This is a genomic window from Citrobacter youngae, assembly GCF_003818115.1.
Lineage (GTDB): Bacteria > Pseudomonadota > Gammaproteobacteria > Enterobacterales > Enterobacteriaceae > Citrobacter > Citrobacter youngae.
In genome coordinates this window covers 161,113-184,508 of sequence record NZ_RPOI01000005.1, presented here as the reverse complement: position 1 = coordinate 184,508, position 23,396 = coordinate 161,113, and the positions used below count along the sequence as shown (strand labels likewise).

General features: G+C 48.6%; 40 protein-coding genes and 3 pseudogenes. 24 read left to right on the top strand and 19 right to left on the bottom strand.

All coding sequences use genetic code 11. The features are described 5' to 3' along the window. Positions 1-13: 13 nt before the first annotated feature. The 15 genes and pseudogenes from EHN13_RS04990 to EHN13_RS04920 form a co-directional block, all read right to left on the bottom strand. Entirely contained in the window at positions 14-250 is a 237-nt protein-coding gene (locus tag EHN13_RS04990; protein WP_016150522.1) for an excisionase family protein, read from the bottom strand. Positions 251-405: 155 nt separating this feature from the next. Then, the gene (locus EHN13_RS04985; RefSeq protein ID WP_016150521.1) at positions 406-717 is read right to left on the bottom strand and encodes a hypothetical protein; all 312 of its coding nucleotides are present in this window, start codon (positions 715-717) and stop codon (positions 406-408) included. After that, a pseudogene (locus EHN13_RS24255) lies at positions 717-887 on the bottom strand (ATPase); the annotation flags it as partial. The pseudogene EHN13_RS24255 and the gene EHN13_RS04985, both read right to left, overlap by 1 nt. Before the next feature lie 287 nt (positions 888-1,174). Next, a complete protein-coding gene (locus EHN13_RS24090) occupies positions 1,175-1,387 on the bottom strand; it encodes a hypothetical protein (protein WP_109555131.1) in 213 nt (70 codons plus the stop codon). After that, on the bottom strand, positions 1,384-1,608 hold the full coding sequence (locus tag EHN13_RS04970; protein WP_109555132.1) for a hypothetical protein: 225 nt from the start codon (positions 1,606-1,608) through the stop codon (positions 1,384-1,386). The genes EHN13_RS24090 and EHN13_RS04970 overlap by 4 nt, the downstream gene beginning before the upstream one ends. After that, positions 1,608-1,730 (bottom strand): sodium:solute symporter, encoded by a 123-nt coding sequence (locus tag EHN13_RS04965; protein ID WP_102046756.1) that lies wholly within the window; start codon positions 1,728-1,730, stop codon positions 1,608-1,610. The genes EHN13_RS04970 and EHN13_RS04965 overlap by 1 nt, the downstream gene beginning before the upstream one ends. Further along, complete coding sequence (locus EHN13_RS04960; RefSeq protein ID WP_109555133.1) at positions 1,727-2,305, bottom strand: hypothetical protein; 579 nt, start codon at positions 2,303-2,305, stop codon at positions 1,727-1,729. Before EHN13_RS04960 ends, EHN13_RS04965 begins: the two co-directional genes overlap by 4 nt. A gap of 10 nt (positions 2,306-2,315) precedes the next feature. Beyond that, the gene (locus tag EHN13_RS04955; RefSeq protein WP_109555134.1) at positions 2,316-2,894 is read right to left on the bottom strand and encodes a hypothetical protein; all 579 of its coding nucleotides are present in this window, start codon (positions 2,892-2,894) and stop codon (positions 2,316-2,318) included. Continuing rightward, entirely contained in the window at positions 2,891-3,313 is a 423-nt protein-coding gene (locus EHN13_RS04950) for a hypothetical protein (RefSeq protein ID WP_108361449.1), read from the bottom strand. The genes EHN13_RS04955 and EHN13_RS04950 overlap by 4 nt, the downstream gene beginning before the upstream one ends. Continuing rightward, on the bottom strand, positions 3,310-3,528 hold the full coding sequence (locus tag EHN13_RS24085; protein WP_124020989.1) for a ParE family toxin-like protein: 219 nt from the start codon (positions 3,526-3,528) through the stop codon (positions 3,310-3,312). The genes EHN13_RS04950 and EHN13_RS24085 overlap by 4 nt, the downstream gene beginning before the upstream one ends. After that, a pseudogene (locus EHN13_RS24250) lies at positions 3,500-3,752 on the bottom strand (hypothetical protein). Before EHN13_RS24250 ends, EHN13_RS24085 begins: the two are co-directional and overlap by 29 nt. After that, complete coding sequence (locus EHN13_RS04935) at positions 3,752-4,108, bottom strand: hypothetical protein (protein ID WP_088902161.1); 357 nt, start codon at positions 4,106-4,108, stop codon at positions 3,752-3,754. The pseudogene EHN13_RS24250 and the gene EHN13_RS04935 overlap by 1 nt, the downstream one beginning before the upstream one ends. 118 nt (positions 4,109-4,226) lie before the next feature. After that, a complete protein-coding gene (locus tag EHN13_RS04930; RefSeq protein ID WP_032652469.1) occupies positions 4,227-4,499 on the bottom strand; it encodes a hypothetical protein in 273 nt (90 codons plus the stop codon). 61 nt (positions 4,500-4,560) lie between these two features. Next, entirely contained in the window at positions 4,561-4,980 is a 420-nt protein-coding gene (locus EHN13_RS24245) for a hypothetical protein (protein WP_225623092.1), read from the bottom strand. A 154-nt stretch (positions 4,981-5,134) separates the two neighbouring features. After that, entirely contained in the window at positions 5,135-5,812 is a 678-nt protein-coding gene (locus EHN13_RS04920; protein WP_088902163.1) for an XRE family transcriptional regulator, read from the bottom strand. Between the two features lie 143 nt (positions 5,813-5,955). Between EHN13_RS04920 and EHN13_RS04915 the strand changes: the two genes are divergently transcribed. After that, the gene (locus EHN13_RS04915) at positions 5,956-6,216 is read left to right on the top strand and encodes a transcriptional regulator (RefSeq protein WP_121540167.1); all 261 of its coding nucleotides are present in this window, start codon (positions 5,956-5,958) and stop codon (positions 6,214-6,216) included. 121 nt (positions 6,217-6,337) lie between these two features. Here the strand turns inward: EHN13_RS04915 and EHN13_RS04910 are convergent, their stop codons facing one another. Then, positions 6,338-6,664 carry a hypothetical protein gene (locus EHN13_RS04910; protein ID WP_032652465.1) on the bottom strand — a complete coding sequence of 109 codons (327 nt, stop codon included), beginning with the start codon at positions 6,662-6,664 and terminating at the stop codon, positions 6,338-6,340. Positions 6,665-7,011: 347 nt separating this feature from the next. Between EHN13_RS04910 and EHN13_RS24240 the strand changes: the two genes are divergently transcribed. The 12 genes from EHN13_RS24240 to EHN13_RS04845 all read left to right on the top strand — a co-directional run bounded on the left by EHN13_RS24240 (position 7,012) and on the right by EHN13_RS04845 (position 15,714). Further along, complete coding sequence (locus EHN13_RS24240) at positions 7,012-7,860, top strand: KilA-N domain-containing protein (RefSeq protein WP_232034687.1); 849 nt, start codon at positions 7,012-7,014, stop codon at positions 7,858-7,860. Continuing rightward, entirely contained in the window at positions 7,857-8,753 is an 897-nt protein-coding gene (locus EHN13_RS24235; protein WP_225990726.1) for a hypothetical protein, read from the top strand. Before EHN13_RS24240 ends, EHN13_RS24235 begins: the two co-directional genes overlap by 4 nt. Before the next feature lie 14 nt (positions 8,754-8,767). After that, positions 8,768-9,649, top strand: a complete 882-nt coding sequence (locus tag EHN13_RS04890) for an ATP-binding protein (RefSeq protein ID WP_103856816.1) — start codon at positions 8,768-8,770, stop codon at positions 9,647-9,649. After that, positions 9,646-11,004: a replicative DNA helicase gene (locus EHN13_RS04885; RefSeq protein ID WP_124020988.1), complete on the top strand. Its 1,359-nt coding sequence runs from the start codon at positions 9,646-9,648 to the stop codon at positions 11,002-11,004. Before EHN13_RS04890 ends, EHN13_RS04885 begins: the two co-directional genes overlap by 4 nt. A 10-nt stretch (positions 11,005-11,014) precedes the next feature. Further along, positions 11,015-11,326, top strand: coding sequence for a hypothetical protein (locus EHN13_RS04880; protein ID WP_124020987.1), 312 nt, complete (start codon positions 11,015-11,017; stop codon positions 11,324-11,326). After that, the gene (locus EHN13_RS04875; RefSeq protein WP_124020986.1) at positions 11,323-12,105 is read left to right on the top strand and encodes an antitermination protein; all 783 of its coding nucleotides are present in this window, start codon (positions 11,323-11,325) and stop codon (positions 12,103-12,105) included. Before EHN13_RS04880 ends, EHN13_RS04875 begins: the two co-directional genes overlap by 4 nt. A 290-nt stretch (positions 12,106-12,395) precedes the next feature. Continuing rightward, positions 12,396-13,082: a Rha family transcriptional regulator gene (locus EHN13_RS04870; protein WP_088902168.1), complete on the top strand. Its 687-nt coding sequence runs from the start codon at positions 12,396-12,398 to the stop codon at positions 13,080-13,082. 151 nt (positions 13,083-13,233) lie between these two features. Continuing rightward, positions 13,234-13,731 (top strand): hypothetical protein, encoded by a 498-nt coding sequence (locus EHN13_RS04865; protein ID WP_000423994.1) that lies wholly within the window; start codon positions 13,234-13,236, stop codon positions 13,729-13,731. Between the two features lie 445 nt (positions 13,732-14,176). Next, entirely contained in the window at positions 14,177-14,455 is a 279-nt protein-coding gene (locus tag EHN13_RS04860) for a phage holin (RefSeq protein ID WP_001568784.1), read from the top strand. Then, positions 14,427-14,975 carry a lysozyme gene (locus EHN13_RS04855; RefSeq protein ID WP_088902170.1) on the top strand — a complete coding sequence of 183 codons (549 nt, stop codon included), beginning with the start codon at positions 14,427-14,429 and terminating at the stop codon, positions 14,973-14,975. The genes EHN13_RS04860 and EHN13_RS04855 overlap by 29 nt, the downstream gene beginning before the upstream one ends. Next, on the top strand, positions 14,972-15,487 hold the full coding sequence (locus tag EHN13_RS04850) for a DUF2514 domain-containing protein (protein WP_167470001.1): 516 nt from the start codon (positions 14,972-14,974) through the stop codon (positions 15,485-15,487). Before EHN13_RS04855 ends, EHN13_RS04850 begins: the two co-directional genes overlap by 4 nt. Next, a complete protein-coding gene (locus EHN13_RS04845; protein ID WP_000990801.1) occupies positions 15,484-15,714 on the top strand; it encodes a hypothetical protein in 231 nt (76 codons plus the stop codon). Before EHN13_RS04850 ends, EHN13_RS04845 begins: the two co-directional genes overlap by 4 nt. 75 nt (positions 15,715-15,789) lie before the next feature. Here EHN13_RS04845 and EHN13_RS24230 read toward each other — a convergent pair whose 3' ends face one another. Beyond that, positions 15,790-15,963 carry a YnfU family zinc-binding protein gene (locus EHN13_RS24230; protein ID WP_213083834.1) on the bottom strand — a complete coding sequence of 58 codons (174 nt, stop codon included), beginning with the start codon at positions 15,961-15,963 and terminating at the stop codon, positions 15,790-15,792. A 141-nt stretch (positions 15,964-16,104) separates the two neighbouring features. Between EHN13_RS24230 and EHN13_RS04840 the strand changes: the two genes are divergently transcribed. The 8 genes and pseudogenes from EHN13_RS04840 to EHN13_RS04810 all read left to right on the top strand — a co-directional run bounded on the left by EHN13_RS04840 (position 16,105) and on the right by EHN13_RS04810 (position 18,919). Then, positions 16,105-16,302: a hypothetical protein gene (locus EHN13_RS04840; RefSeq protein WP_024174517.1), complete on the top strand. Its 198-nt coding sequence runs from the start codon at positions 16,105-16,107 to the stop codon at positions 16,300-16,302. Between the two features lie 28 nt (positions 16,303-16,330). Beyond that, positions 16,331-16,495: pseudogene (locus tag EHN13_RS04835) on the top strand (DUF2514 family protein); the annotation flags it as partial. 379 nt (positions 16,496-16,874) lie between these two features. After that, entirely contained in the window at positions 16,875-17,087 is a 213-nt protein-coding gene (gene cspG, locus EHN13_RS04830; protein WP_000066494.1) for a cold shock protein CspG, read from the top strand. Between the two features lie 10 nt (positions 17,088-17,097). Continuing rightward, positions 17,098-17,286 carry a cold shock small protein YmcF gene (ymcF, locus tag EHN13_RS04825; protein ID WP_057069020.1) on the top strand — a complete coding sequence of 63 codons (189 nt, stop codon included), beginning with the start codon at positions 17,098-17,100 and terminating at the stop codon, positions 17,284-17,286. Positions 17,287-17,359: 73 nt separating this feature from the next. Further along, positions 17,360-17,590: a hypothetical protein gene (locus tag EHN13_RS04820; protein ID WP_000756041.1), complete on the top strand. Its 231-nt coding sequence runs from the start codon at positions 17,360-17,362 to the stop codon at positions 17,588-17,590. Between the two features lie 204 nt (positions 17,591-17,794). After that, positions 17,795-17,968: a GnsA/GnsB family addiction module toxin gene (locus tag EHN13_RS04815; protein WP_001100119.1), complete on the top strand. Its 174-nt coding sequence runs from the start codon at positions 17,795-17,797 to the stop codon at positions 17,966-17,968. Positions 17,969-18,409: 441 nt separating this feature from the next. Further along, on the top strand, positions 18,410-18,574 hold the full coding sequence (locus tag EHN13_RS24530) for a YnfU family zinc-binding protein (RefSeq protein ID WP_213090494.1): 165 nt from the start codon (positions 18,410-18,412) through the stop codon (positions 18,572-18,574). Between the two features lie 117 nt (positions 18,575-18,691). Then, on the top strand, positions 18,692-18,919 hold the full coding sequence (locus EHN13_RS04810) for a hypothetical protein (protein ID WP_088902172.1): 228 nt from the start codon (positions 18,692-18,694) through the stop codon (positions 18,917-18,919). Here EHN13_RS04810 and EHN13_RS04805 read toward each other — a convergent pair. Next, on the bottom strand, positions 18,900-19,118 hold the full coding sequence (locus EHN13_RS04805; RefSeq protein WP_232034713.1) for a DUF1883 domain-containing protein: 219 nt from the start codon (positions 19,116-19,118) through the stop codon (positions 18,900-18,902). The two genes, EHN13_RS04810 and EHN13_RS04805, sit on opposite strands and share 20 nt — an antisense overlap. A gap of 198 nt (positions 19,119-19,316) precedes the next feature. Here EHN13_RS04805 and EHN13_RS04800 point away from each other — a divergent pair, with 198 nt between their 5' ends. Continuing rightward, entirely contained in the window at positions 19,317-19,955 is a 639-nt protein-coding gene (locus EHN13_RS04800; RefSeq protein ID WP_072667361.1) for a hypothetical protein, read from the top strand. Positions 19,956-19,965: 10 nt separating this feature from the next. Here EHN13_RS04800 and EHN13_RS04795 read toward each other — a convergent pair whose 3' ends face one another. After that, positions 19,966-20,469: a hypothetical protein gene (locus EHN13_RS04795; RefSeq protein ID WP_032652440.1), complete on the bottom strand. Its 504-nt coding sequence runs from the start codon at positions 20,467-20,469 to the stop codon at positions 19,966-19,968. Between the two features lie 290 nt (positions 20,470-20,759). On the opposite strand from EHN13_RS04795, the gene EHN13_RS04790 reads away from it, so the two are divergent. Continuing rightward, a complete protein-coding gene (locus EHN13_RS04790; protein WP_000210383.1) occupies positions 20,760-21,329 on the top strand; it encodes a hypothetical protein in 570 nt (189 codons plus the stop codon). Beyond that, positions 21,271-23,394: a phage terminase large subunit family protein gene (locus EHN13_RS04785; RefSeq protein WP_072667360.1), complete on the top strand. Its 2,124-nt coding sequence runs from the start codon at positions 21,271-21,273 to the stop codon at positions 23,392-23,394. Before EHN13_RS04790 ends, EHN13_RS04785 begins: the two co-directional genes overlap by 59 nt. Positions 23,395-23,396 lie beyond the last annotated feature (2 nt).

The following is a 23,396-nucleotide window of genomic DNA, read 5'->3' as shown; positions in this document are numbered from 1 at the left end:
TCATGGCATCAAATCACCCTGGCTGTTTGTTTTTCATTGAAGCCACCCAGGCATCGACCGCTTTACGGTTATACATGCATTCACTTGATGGCTTCGGGTTACCATCTGGTGAAACGTGGATATATTCCCGGCCAACCATCCAGCACTCTTTTCTGGCCCGGAGGATGGTACCGGGCTTGAGCCCGGTAACCGCGATAAGAACGCTTTCACAAACCCAATCGTTAGGAGCTAACTGAATAACATTGCTCATATACCCGCCTCACACCAAGTCAAGGCCACGGCAGTGGCGCCACACATCAAACATCAGCTTTACCACTTCCCTACAGTAAAAACCGTCGCAATCTCGCGTAAGGTCGTAACGGCTCCCGTACCGTTGGCGCACCCATATTTCAAATGCTTTGTGCATTACTTCACCTCTGCAGATAACGTCGTCACAATGACATGCTGGCGCGCCTTGGGTTTTATCAGAAAAATAGCCTTGTCATGCCTGAGCCCGTATCCACCTTCACGTTCGCAGCGTGCGACTGAGGCGCACAAAGAGCGGGGAATACCTTTCTTGCTGACATCAAATACCCAGGCGTTTTTGAGATCGAGGATCAGATTTCCTACATCGCCACCAATGCGTTCGATATAGCGTTCAATAGCGTGAACAGTCACCATGTAGTGGCGAAACTGCACACTTCCTGAGGCGGTCATTATTGGTGTGGTGGTGGTCATCACTTCACCTCCACGCCGATCCCGGCAATGACACAAGCTCGCTCTATAGCTTCTTTCACCCAGCGCTTATAGGTTTCCGGATGGAATACTTCGCTTTTCCCGGTATCGCTCCAGAACGCTTTTGACGTAATATCTGGCAGGGTGATGGTCAACGGTTTACCAGAAGTGACATCGCTAACCACTCTCTCCCAGTGGTCGCCAGTCTGCGATTCAAGACGCTGAATTAACTCCCCAATACTTAAAGGGGCGATCAACTGCTGGCGTAAGCGCTGAATCTCCGCCGCCATGTAGTAACCGGTTTTGCTCCAGGTATCTACATCATCACCGGCCATATCCGGTTCCATCGTCGCCATCAGAACGGCGTCGTGATAGTCCTGGCTGCCATTGGTGATCGCGACAGCGTAGGTATCACTGTTTTCGCGCTTATAGATAAGCACGACAGGGTTAGTGATTTTGCTCATTTCGCCGTCTCCCGCTCAGCTTCGATGATGGCATCTACAGCCATCACCAGAGTTCTGGCTAGGTCGTCGTAATCCTGCCAGGCATCATTGCTAAAAAAATTCGTGAGCATTACCGGCGCTATCTGCACAACGAGGTGCTGGCGGTAAGTCATGTCACGGGGAGTATCGATGCGCGGGCATGGATAGGCTGGTTGCTGGCCTTTGCTCATCGTTTCACCTCACACTGTACGGTTTTATAAGCCCGCAGTGCATCGCGGGTTTTCCCTGAAATAAATGTCTTCATGAAGAATGCTCCGCGCCGTTCGCTGACCACTCCCGGCACCAGAAACAGAGTGGTGTCAACCACCCGGTTATGTTTGCGAAACTCGAAAATAGTGCTGGTGATCGTTACCGATGCAACCGCCCCGTAGTCGTTGAAGTCAATTTTCATCACAGAACTCCTGCCAACATTTTCATTGCACCGATAAAACCTATTGCACCGGCTGCGGCGCCAATACCAAACAGAATTGAGAAGAACAGTGCCCACAGGGAGCACACATACATCTTTTTCATCCTTCCATCGCCTTACGGTGCAGTTCGAACACCGTCGATTTCATCGGCATGATTACCAACACTGGATCGCCGTAAAAAGTGTTAACAGCTACGTTAAACAGCACCTGGCATGGTTTTTCAGGGCCAAAGAGTTTGAAATTAACGGGCATTGATGTGAATTCCTTGCCAAACATGCGATAAGGCAAAGCCAGCAATTCAGCGGCAAAAATGGGGAACTCTGAACAGGGCTCTTCCTCTGTCGGCAGCAATTTGCCAGGATCCGGAAACTTGCCTTCAACGAGTTCAAGCTCGTTATGCCCAACTAGTCGCTCGTAGTCGTCCGAATGAGCAGCAATCCACTGGCTGCCAACTTTCTGGAATACGGTTCCTTCTGCGCTAGCCGGGATATCACCGTGCAGGATAAATACACCCTCAATTTCGGTTTTTGAACCATGTGACATTGATACGGCCGCAATACCATTGGTTGCCCGAATGTGGGTTGGCGTGATGTGTATACCTCTCAGGATCTTCCGTGTGTCTTCCTGACTGGCTGTGCAGCACAGAGCGGCTCGGAGCAGATCGGTATAAATAAACATTGCTTTCTCCTTAGTGAATCACATGCGCTTCTGGCATGCCGTTGGTGTTAATCTCTCCGATGTAGTCATCGTGAAGCATCTCAAGTCCTTTTCGCCCAAAGGGTGACATCCTGAATCCGTAGCCGGGATCTGCAATCACCATGTCCTGATACATGCGAAGGGCAAGGGCTGAACCCTCGCAAACTCCATATTTCTCGATGGCAATGCCTTCCACATGGTTGGCGAGAGAAAAACGCAGCGGACCGGGATAGATACTCAAATTTCCTTTCTTGCCCGAATAGATCACTGCGATATCAACACCACCGTCTTCGTTCGGGATTTCGATAGTGCCGTTCTTATCCTTCTCTTCGTTGATGAATACTGTTGCTACCAGCCAGCGCCACAGAATGAGTTCTTTCTCTGCGCCTAGAGAAACCCAACCAGCTGCCACGGCATCCATAATGCAGGCCAACCAACGCAGCCCCTCTGAGTTGCGGGAGTCAAAGCGCGAACCATCGAATTGTTTAACCGCGCCAGACCAGCCAATAACGCGATTTCCGATCTTGATGCCGTTTGGCGTAGTTTCTGGCGCGTCGTAATTGCTGCTCATCGAATACCCTCCGGTTTACTGGCCTGTAGTTCGTCAACCTCTTTAACGAAGCGGTCGTGCATGGCGTCCCACTTCTCACACCATTTCGTCATGTCACGCTTAATGGCCAGAATGCGGCGAAGACGTCGAACACAGCGCTGGTGGGCTCCGATGTACTCAACTGTTGTGCCTCCTCGCTGCCAACAATTCAGTTCTGGATTGAGAGGGTGGACAGCCTGCACATCCGGGTAGCGTTGCTCGAAGCCGGAACGACGGAAAGCTTCGGTAGTCATAAAGAACGCCAGATAGCGGATCGCCGTATCGCGGCTGAAGCAGCGCTTCATACGGCCATGCCGCATCGCAACGAACAAGTTGCCCACAGGCGTATGGTGAATCTGAAATGCCAGGTCAATTGCGCTGGCGGTGCGGTTGTCGATCATCTGTCTTTCTCCCGGTTATAAGTTTCATGGCTCATTACTTCCCAGTTCCGGCCATCGTCTTTCGATAGCAGCCGCCAGCGCGGATTAACCTTCAGGCTGAGAAGTCCGGTGCGTCGCATACGTCGTGCATATACTCGCTTCCGTCGGTATCGCAGCAGGACCTGCATCGCCTGCAGGTGCACGCGTTCAGGTATTCGAATTGCTGTCAGTGCCACCAGTTAGCTCCTGTATACGTAACCCGGCTTCGCGAGCCATTTTGATAAAAGTGTCCAGTGCGCAAATATGTTCGTCGTCGAGCAGCCGGCGGTCGCATGTCACACGCCCTTTTTCGATGTAAAGAACCACGCGTCCGGTGAAATCCGGAAGCACATGCAGATCCACGTTGAGGACTGGGGGGGGGGATCTGCATTCCGTGCATAATTGTTTGTTGTGAGGCCATCAGTTAATTCCTCCACATACGTATTTCTCTTTCGCGTGTTTAATTAACTCCGCAAAAATCTCGTCAACAATCATCTTTCCGGTTTCGGTCAGATATTCGGTGTGTCCATTGATATCGACGCTTTTCATATACGTCTGGCGAAGAAATGTTTCCGCTTCTGTGTTGAATTCAGTCCGAGCCTGTTTTTCGAAGCGCAGCAAAAGTTTCAGTATTGATTCTTCGTTAATCTCGATAACCTGAATATTGTCATCGGGCATATTTACGGAGAGACAATAACCTCCTGTCTTGCGCTTCATTCGGTTTAATGTCGCAATAGCAATGCGGCGGCGATAAATTTCAATGGTGTTGTTTTTCATTGTCACTACCGCCCGTAAGCCTTGCGCAGAAAAAGGTTTGCAATATGCAGATAACTATTTCCATAAGAGGCGAAAAGTTTTGCTGTCTTGTGTGCTGCTTTATCTTTCAGAAACGTCATTATTGCCCCCCCCCCTTTGAGGTGTTCTCCATCGTCATTTTTGTCATGAAGCAAAGCTCATTAAGTAATGAGGTGAATCTTCCCGCTACCTTCACATCAGTGCGTGTGATTGCTGGCATAAGCAACTGGGTAAATTCAGCACGGAGTTCATGTGCATATTTATTGGCACACTCTGCTGTTTTGTGGGCTTTGTTTATGTAAAGAATGTCGTCATCCTGATTGGCTGGATGGGCTTTGTTATTCACGACTTCATTTCTGACGATAATATTCATTTGCATTTCCTCAGGGTGAGTGATGTCCCACCGATTAAGGCGTTATTAAAAATTTTATTTATTAACCTAATTTAGTTTCGATGGTTTTCAGTTCATCCTTAACTTTTCTTGCGTAGTCATAAATTGTTGCTGACATCAGGCATTTTGGATCGTCACTATCTTTATCGGTGAAATATGACTCATTGTATATATGTGCCAGTTCGTTAAGCTGGTTCACTGTAATAGTCACATTAAATACATCATCAGCGATATCATCAATATCGATTCTATCTTTTGCTTTATCACCTCGAGTAGTAGTGGGTAACATCGAAACATACTCATTAACACCATCCAGCGTTTTCTGCATTGAGCGAATAAGGCAAGCAATTGCATTATCGGCTTCTGGTGGCAATTCATTGATGCGGTAAATAACCTCAAGTAACGAGGTGTTTTCCACAATATCAGCTGCGATGCTTTCCAACATTTCAATTGAATTTTTCATTCTCACTCCCCTCGATGCTAAAGTTTAATCAAGTTAAACTTGATGGTGAGAGAGTATATATGGGAAAAGATTTAGTCAAGTTAAACTTGATTATTTTTTTGAATGGATTTTTTGGTGGTAGGAAACGGGCGGGAAGCCCGTTTTGAATCAATGATTAACCGAATCGATTTATATTGAATGGAACTGAGGATACAACTTTTGATTGGATGTATAGCATGTTTAAAGCGTCCTTCTCGATGCACCAAGTTTGGTAATTTGGATTATCAGAAAGAACGACGATTTTGCTTCCTGTCTTCTGCAGTCTTTTGACGAAACATTCACCTTCAAAACAAAAGGCATATATTCCATCACCATCAAAATATGTGATTGTTTTGTCGAGAAATAGCAGATCTCCCGGTGCTATTGTTGGTAGCATGCTATCGCCTCTGGCATTTCCAATTTCGATGTTTTTGAATGGTCTGTTTCCGACCACTTGCCGGGCATACTCCGGATCAAGTTCGATGGAACGTACTACGTCAATAAAATCGCCTTTAACGTTGGTACCATCACCACAGCTAAATTCGATGTCCAATACACTGAATTTTACACCATTTTTTTCGTCTGCTTTGTGAGAGGAAGCGGGAAAGGATGGACTTTGCTCTTCACCTAAAAACCAAGATTGTGGATATCCACTGATCTCAGAAAGTTGAGCTAGACGCTTACCCCTGGGAACCGTATCTCCTTTCGTCCAGTACACAACAGTTTGCGCACTCACACCAAGTTGGCGGGCTAACTCCGCCTTACTCCAACCCTTTATCTTAAGTAGTTCTTGAATCATGTCTGCGGTTGCCACGCCATTCCCCCAAAGGTTTTATCCCAAAGTCAACATGCATAAAGCATCGCTTGATTTCAAGTTTAACGCATGATCTTACTTCTTGCATGTTAATTAATACTTGATGTAACCTCTCATCGTAAAGATAAACTTGATGGTGAGTTATGAATACAGATTTACGTGTAAAGTTGGGAACAATTACTTCTCAAAGAAGCATCGCCCAAGGTTTAGGGGTTACCCCTCAGGCCGTTAATCAATGGTTTGCTAAATCGGTAATTCCCGCTCGATTTGTATTGAAACTTTCAGAGCTGGTTGGATGGGCTATCACTCCACATGAGGTGAGGCCAGATCTTTACCCCAATAAGAATGATGGACTTCCTGACAGCTTGAAAAGGCATGGCCACACAGAACAAGGTGAGGTGTGACATGCCACAGCGATATTCTGACCTTGAGGCGCTAAGGATGATGCTGGTTGATCTTGAGCGTAAGTTTCCTGGGTCTGTAGTTATCGATCCAGCTACTGGGGGTGTAAGTCTAATTGGGTGGTCATTGGAACAATTTAACAATTCCAAAGACGATAAGGGCGCCACCGATAACATCGAAGGCAATACCGGCCAAGCTGACTTTTCTGGGGTAACCGGACAGCTTCCCGGATGGTCGGCCAAAAACTCCGGGGATCAATACCTCCTGGTAGGGGTGGTTAATCCATTCGCCGACTCCCCACAAAGCGCAACCAAGGGAAATGAGTCCAGTACCTGCTGTCGGGTATGCAGTGAGGATCCCGGTTCCATTCACCAAGAAGACAAAGAATCCGCCAGCAATAAGCACTTTGTACCAGTAGTTAAGCGCAAGTTTAGCGATCGGGTTTTCCATATCCTGTCTCATTTGATGTTCTGGAGGGGATAACAGTATGAATCCGGTAGATTTTATTCGCAAGAATATTGCCGCGCAGCTGGCGTCCGAGGGATTTTCAGAGCCGGTGTGTCAGGGGGGGGGTGGTCGGAGTTGACCACTACCGCCGGATGTCGCAGGCAACCCGCAAAGGCAGGGCGTATGACGATTGTCTTTACTACGCACGCCAGTGGGCTATTGGTCAGACGACAACATCAGATCGGAGAGACGGTAAGAAAAAAGCCGGAAAGAGAATGGGTTCCCTCACCGGCCTTTTCTAACTTCACTACTGTTCATACCTGCATAAATCTACCTGGCGAGGTAAATTCGTGAAAAATAATATCAATAAACATCTGAATAATTCAAGTAATGGTGCTGAAAGCCTACCTGTTATTGCAGGTGTGGAAATCACTACCGATGCTGAAGGGCGTTTTAACCTGAATGCTTTGCACAAGGCGAGTGGCCTTGGTGCTAACAAAGCCCCCGCTCAGTGGTTGCGCACTCAAACTGCTAAATCGCTGATCGCTGAGCTGGAAAAAGAAACTGTGCAGATTTGCATAGTTTCAGACGAAGGCAGGAATGGCGGCACTTTCGCTCACGAACTGCTGGCCATTGAGTATGCCGGGTGGATCTCACCAGTATTCCGCTTGCAGGTGAATCAGACCTTCCTCGACTTTCGCACAGGTAAGCTGGTGGCGGTTAATTCAGATCTGCCTGATTTTTCAGACGAAGTCGCAGCTGCTCGCGCATGGGCTGACGAACGTGAAGCTGCCCGTCGAGCACTTGGATACGTCGAGCGCCAGGCAAAGTACATCGAGCACCTGGAAAATCTCTTTCATCCGGGTATGTCTCCTTGCCAGTTCTGTAAGCAGCTTAACGGCGTCAACGTCCAGCAGGTCAATGCGTTTTTGTTCGAACATAACTGGCTCTATGACGACCAGCCAAATGCTAAATATCCGCGCTGGCGGGTTCATCACTATGCACGCGATCTCTACCTCAGTGAGCGTACCGGGCAGATAGAGCAGGACGACGGCGATATGCGCGACACATTCAAGCCGCTCCTGCTGCGCAAAGGCGCGGTGTGGATTTACCGACACTATCTCAAGGGGCACCTTCCGATGAAGAAGCGCTGGGATGGCAAGTTTACTCACGATACTGAGTTAGCGGGTGCAGCATGAGCATGCTTTTTAATTTTCGCCCTCTAGTCATCAACCCTGAGCTTGCTACGCGTATCGGCCTGAACGAAGCGATCGTATTGCAGCAGGTTAACTACTGGATTAACGACAAAGAACAGGGAGTTATCCATTCTGGTCGCCGCTGGGTGTTCAACAGCTATGAGTCGTGGGTAAAACAATTCCCGTTCTGGTCGGCAGATACCGTTAAACGCGCTTTTACATCACTCGTCAAACAGGGATGTCTCGATGTCGAGCAGCTCAATAAGTCCCAGCATGACCGGACAAATTATTACACCATCAACCATGATTGCGAGTTGCTTAATGATGCGGAACAGGTGCCCTCATCGAACGGGGCAAGTTGCCCTGATCGACAAGTGCAGGATGCACCGATGGATGAGGGGAAAAACGCCCGCTCTCTAATGGTTATTACAACAAAGACTACTACAGAGATTAAAAACACTCTTGGTGCATCGGCTGGCGCCGCTACACCGACGGCCATTTCCGAAAGTGGTAAATCATCTGGGAAAACCAGTGGTACGAAACCAGCAGCGCGACAGGAATACTCTCCAGAGTTCGAAACCGCCTGGCAAGCATACCCAAAACGCGCTGGTGGCAATCCAAAAGCAACGGCCTACAAACACTGGAAGGCTCGCATCGCCGACGGCGCAACGGCATCAGAGCTGCTGGCGGGCGTGCAGCGCTACGCGGCCTACATCCGCACGACGGGCAAGCTTGGTACTGAATACGTCAAACAGGCGGCAACGTTCTTTGGGCCCGATCGGCATTTCGAAGAAGCCTGGCAAACTCCATCCGCTCCCGGAGGTGGGCGTCGCAGTGCGCTTCCGGTATCTGGCTTCAGTGAACAGGATTACGGCCAATCAGACTGCAACTGGTGACAAGGGGAAACACAATGTTGAACATCAAACAACGCGAAGAAAGGGATTCTCTGCTGGCGAAACGTGAGGGGCTTCGTGAAGAACTAGCGTTCGCTGTAGAACATAAAACTCCGTGGCAGTTGAGGGGCTGGGAGTCAGGAGAAGTCCATACCGCAGTCTGCGAAAAACATGGCGACTATGAGCGCATGTCGCTCACTGGTAAAGCGTTTCGTGGTACCGAAAATGTTAAACATTCCCTGTGCCCGGGGTGCGTGCGCGATGAGCTGGCGGCAGTCGATGCCGGGCTGCATGCGTTGCAGGTATCTGACCTGCTGGACAACGTCGGGATCGCCCGCCGATTTGAGGGCTGTGAGTTTAGTAATTATCAAGCGGTTAATCAGGGTGCTGCAAAAAACCTTGAAGCCTGCCAGCGCTACGTCAACAGTTGGTCGGAGCGTCTTAACGCAGGAACGGGGCTGGTGATGACCGGGAACTGCGGGACAGGAAAGAACCACCTGGCTGTTTCGATGGCGAAAAGCATTATTCGAAACTATCTCGCAAGGGTTGAAATCACCGATGTTATGCGTCTGACCCGGGCTGTGAAAAACACGTGGCGCCACGGTGCTGACAGTACCGAGGAAGACGTTATCGAACGTTTCGCATCACTGGATCTGCTGATTATTGATGAGGTGGGCGTGCAATTCGGTAGTCCGACGGAAATGACCATTCTGCAGGAAATTATCAACGCCCGCTATGAGAGCGTACTTCCGACAATCCTGATAAGTAACCTGACCTTTGAGCAATTGAAGGAGTCCATCGGTGAGCGCATCGTGGACAGGGTTACCGATGGTGGGCGAAACCGTCTGGCGTTTGGCTGGGAAAGCTATCGCGCAATTGCTGCAGGGATAACCGCATGATGACTCCGGTATGGAAAAATAATGATCTGGAAGGTGCGGTAATTGGCGCAATTTTTCTGCGCAATACCGATCCTGAGGTTCTGGGCATTCTTTCCCGTATGCCGGCGAGCGTATTCTCCGTCCGTCAGTACCGTGAAATTTATTCTGGCATTTGTCGTCAGGCTCGCGGAACCGGAGTGATAGATCCGCTGTTGCTTTGTGAGGCCATGCCAGAACACAGCGCAACGATACTCGAATCAAGTCGTATCGCCTGGGCTAAATCAGCGCTGACGTATTACGTCTCCACTCTGGAACGTAACGCTGCCGTTCGTGACGCTGAGGCTGTAATCGAGACGGCGCTGGCTGGCATTCGCAATGCTGCCAATGGTGATAACGCAGTCGAAGCGTTGAAGGCCGCACAGGGGGCTATGGCTGCAATCTCACTCACTCCTGATACCGTTCAACCTGTGCATATTGATGAAATTTTACCTGCGGTAATTGACCGGGTAGACGCAAGAAATCAGGGGCTAGAAGAGGCCAAACCTCTGATGACCGGTATTGAAGAACTGGACGTAAAAACCGGTGGCATTGAACCGACAGATCTGGTCTTCATTGCCGCCCGTCCGTCGATGGGGAAAACCGAGTTTGCCCTGGACATTATCGATAAAGTATCAGAGCAGGGGCATGGCGTACTGTTTTTCAGCATGGAGATGGCCAACATCCAGATTGGCGAGCGAATGGTATCTGCTGCTGGTGGCATGTCAGTGTCCAGGCTCAAAGAGGCCGCGAAGTTTGAAGATGAAGACTGGGCAAGATTATCTACAGGTATCGGGCATCTTACCGGGCGCAATATCTGGATGGTTGATGCCACAGATCTGACGCTTGAACAGATCCAGCAAACGGCAACCAGTCATCAGATTGCTCATCCTGAAACCGCGCTGGTAGTTATCGATTATCTGTTACTCATTAAGATCCAGAGTACGGCACGCTATGACCTCGCGGTGGGTGAGTTGTCGAAGGGATTAAAGCGCCTCGCCAAAACAAACCGCACTCCCGTCTTGGCGCTGAGCCAGCTTTCGAGAGGCGTGGAATCCCGACCTAACAAACGTCCTATGAACTCAGACCTGAAGAACTCCGGCGAAATTGAGGCAGATGCTGACATCATCATGATGCTCTATCGCGATGAAGTGTATAACCCCGAATCACAGGCAAAAGGGATCGCGGAAATTAACATCACCAAACAGCGTAACGGCGTTCTTGGGACCGTATACCGCCGTTTCTACAATGGGCATTTTTTGCCGATTGACCAGGAAGAAGCGAAATCAAAATCAGCCCCGCAGCAAAAATCACAACCGCGTCGGTATGCAAAAGCTTAAGGAACCAATAATGGATCGTCTAATTCACGAAATGTCTTATTTATTCACCCAAAAGCGCTTCATGGAACTCCAGGATGCTGCACGAGACATAGCTATCAGTCATAGCGACTATCCCGAATGCTTTGGCCTTATTGCTGATGCAATCGATGAGTTTCTTGAAGATAAGCCTGAGGGTGAATGGCTTGAGCGGGAAAAAATATTTATGCACTACGTTGCAATGCGTTCGATATCGCTATGGGGGAAAGGCCATAAAGTTACCGATATTCAGTGGGCGCATCCTGGCTGGTTTGGCACTGCCGAGAAGGGAGGCGCTATCCAATGAAACTGGAAGCATCACTCAAACATTTCAGCCCTCAGGGAATGCATATCAGCGACGAAGTTAAAGGAACCTCTCCGGAGCGTCTCACCGGCACCGATGTTATGGCGGCCATTGGCACCACCAGCAGTCGCGCGCGTTTTGGCCTGGCTGCATTCTTCGGTAAAGCTGGGATCAGCAAGACGGATGAACAACTGGCGGCGCAGGCGCTGGCGCAGTTTGCTATCAAAAACGCCCCAAAGAATGTCCGCAAAGCCGCTGGTGATGCTCTTGGAGCATGTATGCTGACGCTGGCGCAATTTGCCTTTGCTGAGTATTCCCGTTCTGCTGCAACCAGCGTGACATGTCACTGTTGCAGCGGTAGCGGACTTATTGAGGTGAGTGAGGACGTGGTTAAGTACCCTGGACTCTACAACATCGATGGTGACGAGATTGTTACGCCAAAAATAGAACGTGAACAGGTTAAGCGTCTTTGCACCGCCTGTAACGGTAAAGGTGAGCTGTTGGCCCGATGCCGTTGCGGCGGCAAAGGTGAGGTGCTCGACCGCATCGCTACCAAGGAGCGTGGCGCACCGGTATTCAAAACGTGTGAACGTTGCTCAGGCAATGGCTTTTCTGCTGTCTCCTCTGCAACGGTACACCGCGCTATTTTGAAGCGTCTCCCGGATCTCCATCAGTCCTCATGGTCGCGTAACTGGAAGCCATTCTATGAAATGCTGATTGATGTACTGCACAAGGAGGAGAGTCGGGCATCATCAGAATTTCAGAAGGCAACCAGTAATTAATACGATCGGAACAAATGGCGACAAATTTTCGCATGATGGTGTTGACTTTGCATAAAACCGTCCTGTATGCTTCTGATTATGGAGTATAACGCCTGTAGATAATTAACCTCGAAAAGCCCGCCACGTTGCGGGTTTTTTTGTATCCGCATTTCCTGCGCACCGCCCGCGCATCCATCACGTCGAACCAATCCATTTGAAATGAGCCTTTGAGGAAGTCGGTTAGCGCTGGCGAGCCTCGACGGGCTGATTTCCTGTGCGGCAAAGGTTCATCTCAAAGTAAGGTAAACGCCATGCAATTAGTTGAAATTAAAAAACTCGACCTTGTAACCAGCACTGTCGCTATTGCTGACGGGGTTGGGCGTGATCATGACACCGTCATTAAGTTAGTGGACCGTAACAAGGCTGATCTTGAAGAATTTGGAAGGGTCGGATTTGAAATCCGAACCATTCAAACTGACGGTGGTCTTCAAAAGCGTCGAGTGGCGCTACTGAATGAACAGCAAACCACTCTACTGATCACCTACATGCGTAATAACGATGTTGTCCGCAAGTTCAAAAAGAAACTGGTTGCTGAGTTCTTCCGCATGCGTGGCGCTCTGGCGGGCAAAAAAATGGATCGCAACACCGCCCGTCTGGAATATCGCCCGATGAGCGATGCCATTAAGCATGAGCGTGAAGTGCAGGGTAAAGAAATCAAGCCTTACCACTTCAGCAACGAAGCCGATTTGATTAACCGCATCGCGCTCGGTATGACGGCGGCAAAATTTCGTGTTTACCACGACCTCGACAAAAAAGAGAACATCCGTGACTACCTGACGCCGGAGCAGATCCACTGCGTAACTGAGTTGCAGCGGGCCAATACAGTTTTCATTGGCATGGGCTGGCACTTTGAGCAGCGCAAAGAGGCGCTAAAGGGTGTATTTGATCGCAATCATCGCCAGCCGCTGATTGAAGAACAGCACAGTTTAGCAGCGTAATGAGCGTCACTTCGACACACAGCCTAATCATTGGAACCCTGCCATTCGGCGGGGTTTTTGCTTTTCGCACTCAGTGTAAGTGAAATATAACCATGTGCTTTCAGGGTGAGTTACTATGCAGATTCCTTTCAAAACTTGTCTGGAGAGTGGCATGGAATTAACATTTAAGGATCTGAAAGAAAAACGCACTAAACTGGTCGAGGCGCAATGGAAGTTACAGGATAAACTTCAGGAGAAGGCGAGCGAACTACTACGAGAGTATTCAGGTTCTCTTGATCTTACATCTCGTGAGTGGACTGGTTCTGACGGAACAAGATGGCCTTATGTGGACATTGGTATTTGGGAGGAGGAGGGGAAGTTCTTTCCTGTCTTAATCCCCCAACTCAATATGGACAGCCGTTACCACTTGAATTTCGTGATTGCAACCACTCTTGATGATTCTCCGCTAACAGGTGGCTACAGGCAGGGCGTAAGCATCTCACTCTGGTATGAGAACTCATCATTTTATGCTGAAGTAGGCTCAGGAGACGACGTCTCCCGTTTTTCTGTCTCATCTCAGCTGGGTGGATTTTATCAGGTATGCAACGCTATTAAGGCGTTAATTAGCTCTTCTATGGATCGCGCCATGCCAGATATTCCAGCGAATTAATAAAGCATAAACATCTTTCAGGGCTATGCAAATGCATGGCCTTTTCTATATCCCGTTGTGAAATGTTCGTGAGGCATGGGTTGTCAGCCAAAGGATCACCGGGAGACACCCAGCACCACGCATCCATTATTGCATAGCAAAAAGGCTCACAACGGTGGAACTTTTAGCAGGGCGAAAAAAAGCCCGCATTGGGTTGCGGGCATAACAGAGAACAAATAGCTAATATTCAAGTTGTCTTTCATCAACTTGTCAGAAGAATTTAACCTTAAGAAAAATTGATGTAAAGACAATATTGATTTCTGGCTACGGGCTGCGCATTTGCGTGGCCTTTTTCGTATTCAGGCTCACGGGAATCATCCGCTACGTGCTTTGTTGATAAATCCAGCCCGTGAAGCCTGACCTTTTCATCACACACAGCGCCATCCGAAAAATCGGAGGTGAGGCTATGACCAGAATGAGCACCATTTACAGCAGACTTTCATATGGAACAGGAACCACGCTGACCGGCTGCGGTGTATCAGCGAAGGCATATGCCGAAACAGCTAAAACAGCAAAAGAGGTGTCCTGGATGTTGGCCGACAGAATTGCAGGGTTAAGCCTGAGTGACTGGGCAATTATTGTCGGTATCGCATGCACCGTTATTACCTGTGCAGTGAACTGGTATTTCCGCTGGAAAGAACGGGAGGATCGTCGCAATGGCTATGCCACCAAAGCTGAAGAATAAACTAAGCGCAGCTGTCGTTGGTTTGATTCTTGCCGGGGCTTCCGCGCCCGTTATTCTCGATCAGTTTCTGGATGAGAAAGAGGGTAATAGCGAGCAGGCGTATCGAGACGGCGGCGGGCTCTGGACGATTTGCCGTGGCGCCACGTTGGTTGATGGGAAGCCAGTTGTGCAGGGCATGAAGCTGTCTGCTGAGAAATGCGCCCAGGTAAATGCCATTGAACGCGACAAGGCGCTGGCGTGGGTTGAGCGAAATATCAAGGTGCCACTGTCCGAACCACAGAAAGCCGGGATCGCATCTTTCTGCCCATATAACATCGGCCCCGGAAAATGTTTCCCGTCTACGTTCTATAAGCGAATTAATGCTGGCGACCGTAAAGGAGCCTGTGAAGCGATCCGCTGGTGGATAAAAGACGGTGGCCGCGATTGTCGCCTGACCAAAGGCCAGAAAAATGGCTGCTATGGGCAGGTAGAGCGGCGAGACCAGGAAAGCGCGCTGACGTGCTGGGGGATAGACCAGTGAGTCTGCGCTATCAGTTCATTGCCATTTCGGTGCTGGTGGCCGTCGCATTTATCGCGGGTAGTGTATGGAGCAGCCGCGGTTGGGAAAAGAAGTGGGCCGAGCGTGACAGCGTAGAATCATCGCAAACAGCGAACGCACAGACCGCCGCTCGCATGATTGAACAAGGGCGTATTATTGCCCGTGATGAGGCTGTAAAAGATGCACAAGCACAAGCCGCTAAATCCGCTGCCACTGCTGCTGGCCTGTCTGCCACTGTTAACCAGCTGCGTACCGAAGCAACAAAGCTTGCCACTCGCCTGGACGCCGCAAAGCACACCGCAGATCTTGCCACTGCCGTCAGAAGCAAAACAGCCGGAGCCGACGCCGCAGTGCTCGCCGACATGCTCGGACGCCTTGCAGAAGAAGCTCGATATTATGCTGAGCGATCTGACGAAAGCTACCGGGCAGGAATGACGTGTGAGCGCATTTACGACTCAGTGAGGCAGTCAAACAACAACAGGGTTAGAAGATGAACGCAGAAAACCTAAGTGAAGCGTATTACCTCAATAACGATATAAAAGAACTACAACTTCAGAAAAGCATACTGGAAAGTGGTGCCGGACTTGGTGTGACAATCCAGTCTACCTATCAGGATAACGCCTTTCTTGATGCCATACGCCCGCATGCAGTGGCTGAACTTGATCGCCGTATTGTGGAGAAGAAAAAAAACCTCTCCACTCTGGGTGTTACATTCTCTTAAATGAGAACAACAATAAAAGGTTATGTCTGCTTTGCCACATTCTGAGAGTATGAGTTTTATTTGGTAGTCAATCAGTTACTTTATTGGTTTGCTTTCCGATGGAAGATAGATGTTTCCACAGAAGGGGCAAATTAACGTTATATTGTTTTTTATTCTCGACAGACTGTGCTTTGACTGGCGGGAGCAATGAGGACAAGTACTTTTCACATGGCGTAAAGTACGCATCTTGATATCTTTGAGTATCGACATGTTGATTGTCCTGGTGGGCGGTTAACAACCATACACCACATGTTGGCTAATAGCTTCTTTTATAACCGTTACGATGTAGTCGTTAGCCATAATCAATCAAGCCTCGCAATAGCGGGGCTTTTTAACAACTGAGGAATGAGCATTACAGTAGTTCTTACAGCTAAGCAGATTGAAGACCTGGCTGCCTTCGCAAAAGAAGATGGCCAGCCACAATATACCATCACTACCGGAACAATCCCTGAGTTCGAAGCGGATGATGGCGAGGTTATCCCTGAGTACACCGGGCTGATTGCCTATTCCGAGTCGCTAGAGCATAGCGTTCTACAGCTCGATAACTAACGAATCAACATAACTTTCCATCCGCCATGACACCACAATGCTCGTAGACATGCCAGGAAGCCTGGCAGAAGAAGCTCGATACCATGCTGAACGCGCTGATGAAAACTACCGAGCAGGAATGACATGTGAGCGGATTTATGAGTCCGTAAAAATACTAACAATGAACCGTAGAGGAAAAATAATAGCTCTATAAATTAAGATGTTGACGGTTTTCGTGGATAAATTTGTGAATTTTTACTATGAAGGAAATACGACTCTTCCTTGAGTCAAAATCCCTGACAACTTAGGGTGATAGATAAAGGTCTTACGCAGCATGACATAATTTTCGATTTAAGCTATTTAAATTAATTTTTAAGATCAAAACCCACTGAGATTTACTTACAAAACTAAACCTTGCTATGTCTGGTTAATCATGCGTTAATGAATGTCTGGTTTGTAACGAATTTATCTGAAGCAGTCGCTGTAATAATTTTATTCCTTGTTCCTGTTGAGATTTCCTTGTTAGCTTTTCTCTCTGATAATTTTTTTTCGGACCATTCTGCCCAAGGGCTTACTCAATAAAGGTAATGTTTATGTCTAATAAAATGACTGGTTTAGTTAAATGGTTTAATCCTGAAAAAGGTTTTGGTTTTATCACTCCAAAAGATGGTAGTAAAGATGTGTTTGTTCACTTCTCTGCTATCCAGAGTAATGATTTCAAGACGTTGAATGAGAATCAGGAAGTTGAATTTAGTGTTGAACAGGGACCTAAAGGCCCCACGGCAGTTAATGTCGTGGCTGTATAAGGTAACTGTTATTACTAATAATATTCACTTCAGATGTCCGTGTTGCCACGGATCTCAGTACCGAACGTCAAACTTTGATGTTACTGAAAAAAATCCTTTCGGAGCAAAATGTATTTTTTGCAAATCAACAATGATTACATTTGATAATATTGCACTGTACATTCGTTCAGGTCAGTCTTCGTTAGAATTCAGAAAATAAATTTCAGGCTCCTTATGGAGCCTTTTTTGTATGCTGAACCGACAATCTCTGTAAGAGACATCACGGTAAAATTATGAAAAAAGTCATCGTTTTTTTTAATGCAGAACCAGCAGTTGTTGTAACCGTAATGAAAGGTATTACTACGATAATGCGTGAGTTTCCCAATGGGGAAAAAGCACACCTACCCGTGATGTCAGCGGGATTTCCATCTCTGACAGGAGACCATAAAATAGTTTATGTAGCCTCTGATCGTGATGTCAGTTCAGAAGAGATCCTCGAGGCAGCCTCGAAGCTTTTGAAATGAGATCTGGTTGTTTCGTGACCGACCCGGATTTTAGTACAGTGGTTTGTGTGGTCGCGAGCTCTTTTGCATGAAGATTGTACTGCAAACTATTGATAATTGAGTCTTTCTATTCTATCTTTTAAACATATCAGCGCTTATACAAGTGCTCTACGGGGAATGTAACATGCCTGGCGTTGATACGTTAGAGATCAAGAGAGGTAAACAATGAACGTCGAAGATTTAAAAAGAAAAACTGAAGCGGATATTTCTGAATTCATCACAAAAAAAATTATTGAACTCAAAAAAAAGACAGGAAAAGAAGTTTCCGATATCCAGTTTAATGCTCGTGAAAAAATGACTGGGCTTGAAAGCTATGATATTAAAATCACATTAATCTAATTGTGATAAGACTCAGTTCGAGTGAAAAAGCATTATCTTGAAAGGTAATGCTTTTTTATTTCTGTCATAAAATTTAGAACGTTGTCAAAGCCTTCACTTCTAACCACAGATTTTCTGCTTACCTTTTAACGGGTCCTCCTTGACGATTCTGACCATCGAGGGGCAGCAGCGGCGCGGGATTTGGAGCATTTTTGATTCTTCACGCAACCATTTCAGCATTTGATGCTGATGACGGAACACTATCCCCGAATACACTGGGTTTGTTGCATTCTCTGATTCAAAAGAACACGGTGTGCTTCAACTTGGCTGAGCAGGCATTACAGCAGACATTCACTGAGTGCCTGCGACAAAGTTAAATGGCATCAAGCATGCGATGATGATTGATTAATAATTGAGCTATGCATGGTATAATAAGCCCCATTCATTGAAAGGTTAACCACCATGTCATTTTTCGATTATGCAATGCAGCGTGTTGGGCTTGCAGCCAATACGACTGTCATGTGCCCGATATGCGGACATAAATCCACACACTCGACCACGAAAGTACGCCAACAACAGGCGTTACTTTGCCCTAAATGTAAATCGCTGTTTGTCATTCACAGATAACATGCGACCTGCTGAATATAACCGCCTACGGGCGGTTTTTTATTGCCATCACAAAGGCCACTTTCGAGTGGCTTTTTTAATGGTCATCACGACGGGTATTACAGCAGGAATTACTGAGTGCCTGCGATAATGCTCAATATTTTTATCGGAGTGAATATGCCACCGCGCACACCGAAGGCCGGCCTGAAAGGGGCGATACAAAAAAGGGAAAAAATGAAAAGACATAAGCGAAATAAAAAAGCCACCACATCTGCAAATGTGATGGCTGGCATTCGGATTAATTCAGGTTGGCTGAATAAGTTAGCCGCAGATATTACTAAAATAATTAATGAAGCATGTCCCTAATCTCATCTGAGATATCTCTTGGCCCTGCAGGCTGAGGCGCAACCAACCGGGTCGGAAGTCTCTCGAAGAAACCACCACCACCATGATGATGAAAACCCCGGTTATTTTTATAACTATTGAAGTTACTGTCGGTAGTGAGAAGGATGTTGCACTGGTGCGAGCAGTCAACAACAACGACATCACCTGCATTCAGGTGCATTCGTTTGTGAAGAAATTGCATAAGTCTCCTTATCAAGAGGCAATCAGCACTCCTCTCAAGGCTGGTACGCCAACGTCCCACCGCTGACGGGCTGAGCCATTACCTTACCCAGACTCAACGATAAGTAACATCCTGATATTCAGACAGTAACTGTAATCGATAATGCTGAAGAATAGGCAGTAAATACAGGTGACTGATATGGCAACACTGAAGGATTTATCAAACCAGTTAAAGCAACTGCAAAAGCAAATCCCGTTTGCCACAGCTCAGGCGATGACAAAAGTTGTACGCCAGATTGAGTTGGCTCAGAAGACGGCATTCGAACGACATCTGGAGAGCCCCACGCCGTTTACCGTTAAATCAGTTGGTTCGGTGGCGGCAAGAAAGAACAATCTGACCGCAAAGGTTTTTGTCCGTGATACCGCTGCTGGTTATCTGGAACCATTCGAGTTTGGCGGAGAGCACAAGCTCAATAGCCAGGCTCTATTAAATCCCAAGAACGTTAAGCTAAACAAATACGGCAACATGCCGCGTAATAAGCTCTCACAGCTTAAAGCAAAGGAAAATGTATTCGTAGGTGAGGTTGATGGCGTTAACGCTGTCTGGCAGCGTAAGAAGCCGATGAAAGCTAAGAAGCGACGGGCCAAACGTTCCGCTAACGGGACGCGAAGACCGAAACGCAAACAGCGTTCTCCAAAGCTTTTGATCCGGTTTGGTGATGCGCTACCTGTGACTCCAGTGCTGGGGTATATGGATAGGGCCCGTACCATGGCGAACGCACTGCTACCGTCTGCTTTAAATCAGGCGATAGCAGAAGCCATCAGGACGGCAAAATAAAAGCAGTAACTTATAAGTTAATTTCGCAAGCTTTTATGAAGCTGTTTACTGCAGTTGTCGATCCAGAAACATTGGCTGACATGGAATGCTGGTTTCCGCCATCCTTTGTTTGCACACCAACTAACACTTTGGATTTCGCCCCCTGAAGCTGCTTAAGCACTGTTTTCAGTTGGTCCGTGTCATCCGATTGAATCTGGAGGCTCTGAACATTACGTCTTGAAAGGGTAGCATCGAGCTTCACTGCGGTATTCCCGTCGACCTTCATTATCAGGTCCATTGGTACCTCTGATAGTGATTCGGTGCTTTTATCCATTTCAACGTATGCCGCCGATAGCTTTTCTTTAGTGCAGTCAAACACAATGGCGCCATTGTCGGATGAAACCTCGCCAAGCATCATTGCTTTCTTACCACCAGAGAAAAGGTCATCTTCAGTATTAGTTACCCACTGGGCATGAGCAATTGGTGATGCCAGCACTGCGGCTACGAAAGTTATTTTGATTATATTGTTACCCATTACATTCTCCTTGTATTGAATAGGAATAATCATAGTCGGAGCGAATGGTCGAAGCCATTAAAAAAATGGGTCCTTCCTGAGACTTTTGTAAGGCACGGGCATTGCGCGCCGCGGTGTTTTCCTAGCTACAACTTTCAGATTTGTGTCCCATGCCCCACCTCTGGCGATCATTACGGACACCTCGCCAGCTCTGGCTATTCCAGTTTATTCCAGTGGGACATTCTGGTGGGACATGGCAAAAATGTCCCAGGCGAATGTCCCACCCCAGAAAATGTCCCAGGTGATGTCCCATGACCACGATGAACCAGAGTCAGTACGCACAACATTCAGGTGTGGATCGCAAAACAATTGGTCGGTGGATTAAAGCCGGGCGCTTCATTGTGATGGACGGAGACCTGATTGACGTAGAGGCCAGCGATGCGGCTTTGAAGAAAAACCGCGATGGCAAAGACCCGCGCGCCTCGAACGCGAAGAAAAAGAAAACTCCCGTCGTTAGCGATAACGATGATGACGGTGATGAAATCAATAAAACTGTCCGCCAGATAATGCTCACTGAAGGGGCAGATCTTTCGAGAGAGGAAGCGGGACGTATCCGCGAGAATTACATGGCCCTGCAGGCAAAGCTGCAGTATGAAAAAGACAGCGGCCAGCTTATTGAGCTGACAGCAGCCGAGGAGGTTTTATTCAACGCCTTTCGCCAACAGCGTGATGCCTGGCTTAACTGGCCGTCCAGGGTGGCGCCGCTAATGGCTGCTGATCTGGATGTACCGGCGGACAGGATGACAGAGGTGCTGATTGAACATGTCCACAAACACATCTCAGTCCTCGGAGAGCCAGAGTTTAACCCGGCAGAAGATTGAGCGTCTTGAATTAAGCGTCCGCAAAGGCTGGACACCCCCGCCGCGTATCAGTGTGCCGCAGTGGGCAGATGACTATCGTAAGCTGGCAAAAGAGGCTGGGAGCACTTCGGGAAACTGGGAAACATCGACGGTAGAAATTGCCCGCGGACCGATGCTTGCCGCGACGGAGTCCGGGGTTCATATCATCACTGTAATGTGCTGTACCCAGTTGATGAAGACAGCACTGCTGGAAAACCTTTTTGGCTATTTTGCCCACCTCGATCCTTGTCCGATACTGCTGCTGCAGCCGAAAGAAGAAGCCGCTGAACAGTTTTCGAAAGAGCGTATTAGCCCGCTGGTAAGGGTGACGCCGGTACTGCGTAAAATCATCGGTGATTCGAAACAGAAAAGCTCGAAAGAAACCATTCTTTACAAGGCATTCACTGGCGGATTTCTGGCGCTGGCGGGTGCTGGTAGCCCTGATAACCTTGCGCGTCGTCCGATTCGTGTCCTGCTGGCGGATGAAGTGGACAAGTACCCGATAACCCGCGAAGGCGATCCAATTGCGCTGGCCGAAGAGCGTACAGCGACATTTGGCCTGACCTGGCTGTCTGTACGCGCCTGTTCGCCGACGGTGGAGGATGAGAGCCGCATTGCTGACAGCTACGCCGACTCCGATCAGCGCCGGGCATCTGTGGTTTGCCCGCACTGTGGCCACCGCCAGTTCCCCGACTTTTTCAAACACGTTCAGTGGCCGAAAGAGGGAGATAAACACCTGACTAAATCGGCGATGCTCTATTGCGAATGCTGTGGTAGTGGCTGGTCCGAAGGACAGCGCCTCAGAGCTCTGCACACTATTCGATGGCATCAGACGCGCCCATTTGAGTGCTGCGGGGAGCGGCACTCACCGCTGATGGATTATGACCTTGCCTGGCGGGCGGCAGACGAGGGCAGCGTTGAAAAGGTCTGGCAATGGTCAGAGTCGGAACGGCATGCGGTCTATCGCGCAATCTGCCCCTCCTGTGGAAAGGAGGCAGTCGATAACCACCACGCGGGGTACCAGGCATCCAAGCTTTTCAGCCCCTGGCAAAAAGATAAGCCGTCGGATATTGCGAAAAAATATATCGATGCGAAGGGCGATCCGGATAAGGAACAGGCGTGGTGGAATACCCAGATGGGGCTTCCGCACCGACCTAATCATGGGAAACAGCTCCCTGTTGATGTTCTGCTGGCGCGCCGGGAAATATTTCCGGCCGTCGTTCCGGACGGGGTGGCATTGTTAACAGCTGGAGTTGATACCCAGGACGATCGCTTCGAAATTACGATCACCGGCTGGGGGAGAGATGAAGAATCGTGGTCGGTCGCGCATGACGTTATTTATGGTGACCTTGAGACGGAAGAACCCTGGAAGCGACTGGATGCATACCTGAAACAGATCTGGCGACGTGGTGACGGGCGCGGCCTGAATATCATGGCAACGTGCATGGACTCCGGCGGCCACCATACGCAGAAGGTATACGAATTCGCCAAAGAGCGTCTTGGCCGTCGTGTCTGGGCAATTAAGGGGGAGTCTGCACAGGGAGGCAAACGCAATCCTGTCTGGCCGACCAAACGACCATCATCGAAAAGCAAAGCCAGTTTCCGCCCTGTCATTCTGGGGGTTAACTCAGCGAAAGACGTGATACGCGGTCGCCTGCATCTTGAGCCACCCAAACCTGGCGCCGCCGCTGCGGGTTATATGCATTTTCCTGACGATCGCGATCTCGGGTACTTCAATCAGCTGCTGGCGGAGCGACTGGTTTACAAAGTCATTTCCGGGCAGCGGTACAGTATCTGGGAAGCAATACCAGGACGAGCTAACGAAGCGCTTGACTGCCTCGTTTACAGCTATGCCGCGCTGTGCGGTCTCAAACATATGGGGTTAAAACTCAACGTCCGGGCCGCCAACCTCGAAGCCGATCCGGATAAGTTCCTGCCAGCGCCAGTTGTACAGGAAGAAAAAATCAATTACGAGCTGCCGGGTGCGGTTATTGAAGAACCAGCGCCGGTCAAACGTAAGCGAATATCGCAACTCCTGCCGAAATAAGG

What these genes read in the sequence shown, in the direction of transcription:
- EHN13_RS04990 (WP_016150522.1), bottom strand. Translation starts at nt 250, where the DNA reads ATGAGCAATGTTATTCAGTTAGCTCCTAACGATTGGGTTTGTGAAAGC.
- EHN13_RS04985 (WP_016150521.1), bottom strand. Translation starts at nt 717, where the DNA reads ATGACCACCACCACACCAATAATGACCGCCTCAGGAAGTGTGCAGTTT.
- EHN13_RS24090 (WP_109555131.1), bottom strand. Translation starts at nt 1,387, where the DNA reads ATGAGCAAAGGCCAGCAACCAGCCTATCCATGCCCGCGCATCGATACT.
- EHN13_RS04970 (WP_109555132.1), bottom strand. Translation starts at nt 1,608, where the DNA reads ATGAAAATTGACTTCAACGACTACGGGGCGGTTGCATCGGTAACGATC.
- EHN13_RS04965 (WP_102046756.1), bottom strand. Translation starts at nt 1,730, where the DNA reads ATGAAAAAGATGTATGTGTGCTCCCTGTGGGCACTGTTCTTCTCAATT.
- EHN13_RS04960 (WP_109555133.1), bottom strand. Translation starts at nt 2,305, where the DNA reads ATGTTTATTTATACCGATCTGCTCCGAGCCGCTCTGTGCTGCACAGCC.
- EHN13_RS04955 (WP_109555134.1), bottom strand. Translation starts at nt 2,894, where the DNA reads ATGAGCAGCAATTACGACGCGCCAGAAACTACGCCAAACGGCATCAAG.
- EHN13_RS04950 (WP_108361449.1), bottom strand. Translation starts at nt 3,313, where the DNA reads ATGATCGACAACCGCACCGCCAGCGCAATTGACCTGGCATTTCAGATT.
- EHN13_RS04935 (WP_088902161.1), bottom strand. Translation starts at nt 4,108, where the DNA reads ATGAAAAACAACACCATTGAAATTTATCGCCGCCGCATTGCTATTGCG.
- EHN13_RS04930 (WP_032652469.1), bottom strand. Translation starts at nt 4,499, where the DNA reads ATGAATATTATCGTCAGAAATGAAGTCGTGAATAACAAAGCCCATCCA.
- EHN13_RS24245 (WP_225623092.1), bottom strand. Translation starts at nt 4,980, where the DNA reads ATGAAAAATTCAATTGAAATGTTGGAAAGCATCGCAGCTGATATTGTG.
- EHN13_RS04915 (WP_121540167.1), top strand. Translation starts at nt 5,956, where the DNA reads ATGAATACAGATTTACGTGTAAAGTTGGGAACAATTACTTCTCAAAGA.
- EHN13_RS04910 (WP_032652465.1), bottom strand. Translation starts at nt 6,664, where the DNA reads ATGGAAAACCCGATCGCTAAACTTGCGCTTAACTACTGGTACAAAGTG.
- EHN13_RS24235 (WP_225990726.1), top strand. Translation starts at nt 7,857, where the DNA reads ATGAGCATGCTTTTTAATTTTCGCCCTCTAGTCATCAACCCTGAGCTT.
- EHN13_RS04890 (WP_103856816.1), top strand. Translation starts at nt 8,768, where the DNA reads ATGTTGAACATCAAACAACGCGAAGAAAGGGATTCTCTGCTGGCGAAA.
- EHN13_RS04885 (WP_124020988.1), top strand. Translation starts at nt 9,646, where the DNA reads ATGATGACTCCGGTATGGAAAAATAATGATCTGGAAGGTGCGGTAATT.
- EHN13_RS04880 (WP_124020987.1), top strand. Translation starts at nt 11,015, where the DNA reads ATGGATCGTCTAATTCACGAAATGTCTTATTTATTCACCCAAAAGCGC.
- EHN13_RS04875 (WP_124020986.1), top strand. Translation starts at nt 11,323, where the DNA reads ATGAAACTGGAAGCATCACTCAAACATTTCAGCCCTCAGGGAATGCAT.
- EHN13_RS04870 (WP_088902168.1), top strand. Translation starts at nt 12,396, where the DNA reads ATGCAATTAGTTGAAATTAAAAAACTCGACCTTGTAACCAGCACTGTC.
- EHN13_RS04865 (WP_000423994.1), top strand. Translation starts at nt 13,234, where the DNA reads ATGGAATTAACATTTAAGGATCTGAAAGAAAAACGCACTAAACTGGTC.
- EHN13_RS04860 (WP_001568784.1), top strand. Translation starts at nt 14,177, where the DNA reads ATGACCAGAATGAGCACCATTTACAGCAGACTTTCATATGGAACAGGA.
- EHN13_RS04855 (WP_088902170.1), top strand. Translation starts at nt 14,427, where the DNA reads ATGGCTATGCCACCAAAGCTGAAGAATAAACTAAGCGCAGCTGTCGTT.
- EHN13_RS04845 (WP_000990801.1), top strand. Translation starts at nt 15,484, where the DNA reads ATGAACGCAGAAAACCTAAGTGAAGCGTATTACCTCAATAACGATATA.
- EHN13_RS24230 (WP_213083834.1), bottom strand. Translation starts at nt 15,963, where the DNA reads ATGTCGATACTCAAAGATATCAAGATGCGTACTTTACGCCATGTGAAA.
- cspG (WP_000066494.1), top strand. Translation starts at nt 16,875, where the DNA reads ATGTCTAATAAAATGACTGGTTTAGTTAAATGGTTTAATCCTGAAAAA.
- EHN13_RS04820 (WP_000756041.1), top strand. Translation starts at nt 17,360, where the DNA reads ATGAAAAAAGTCATCGTTTTTTTTAATGCAGAACCAGCAGTTGTTGTA.
- EHN13_RS04815 (WP_001100119.1), top strand. Translation starts at nt 17,795, where the DNA reads ATGAACGTCGAAGATTTAAAAAGAAAAACTGAAGCGGATATTTCTGAA.
- EHN13_RS24530 (WP_213090494.1), top strand. Translation starts at nt 18,410, where the DNA reads ATGTCATTTTTCGATTATGCAATGCAGCGTGTTGGGCTTGCAGCCAAT.
- EHN13_RS04805 (WP_232034713.1), bottom strand. Translation starts at nt 19,118, where the DNA reads ATGCACCTGAATGCAGGTGATGTCGTTGTTGTTGACTGCTCGCACCAG.
- EHN13_RS04800 (WP_072667361.1), top strand. Translation starts at nt 19,317, where the DNA reads ATGGCAACACTGAAGGATTTATCAAACCAGTTAAAGCAACTGCAAAAG.
- EHN13_RS04795 (WP_032652440.1), bottom strand. Translation starts at nt 20,469, where the DNA reads ATGGGTAACAATATAATCAAAATAACTTTCGTAGCCGCAGTGCTGGCA.
- EHN13_RS04790 (WP_000210383.1), top strand. Translation starts at nt 20,760, where the DNA reads ATGACCACGATGAACCAGAGTCAGTACGCACAACATTCAGGTGTGGAT.
- EHN13_RS04785 (WP_072667360.1), top strand. Translation starts at nt 21,271, where the DNA reads ATGTCCACAAACACATCTCAGTCCTCGGAGAGCCAGAGTTTAACCCGG.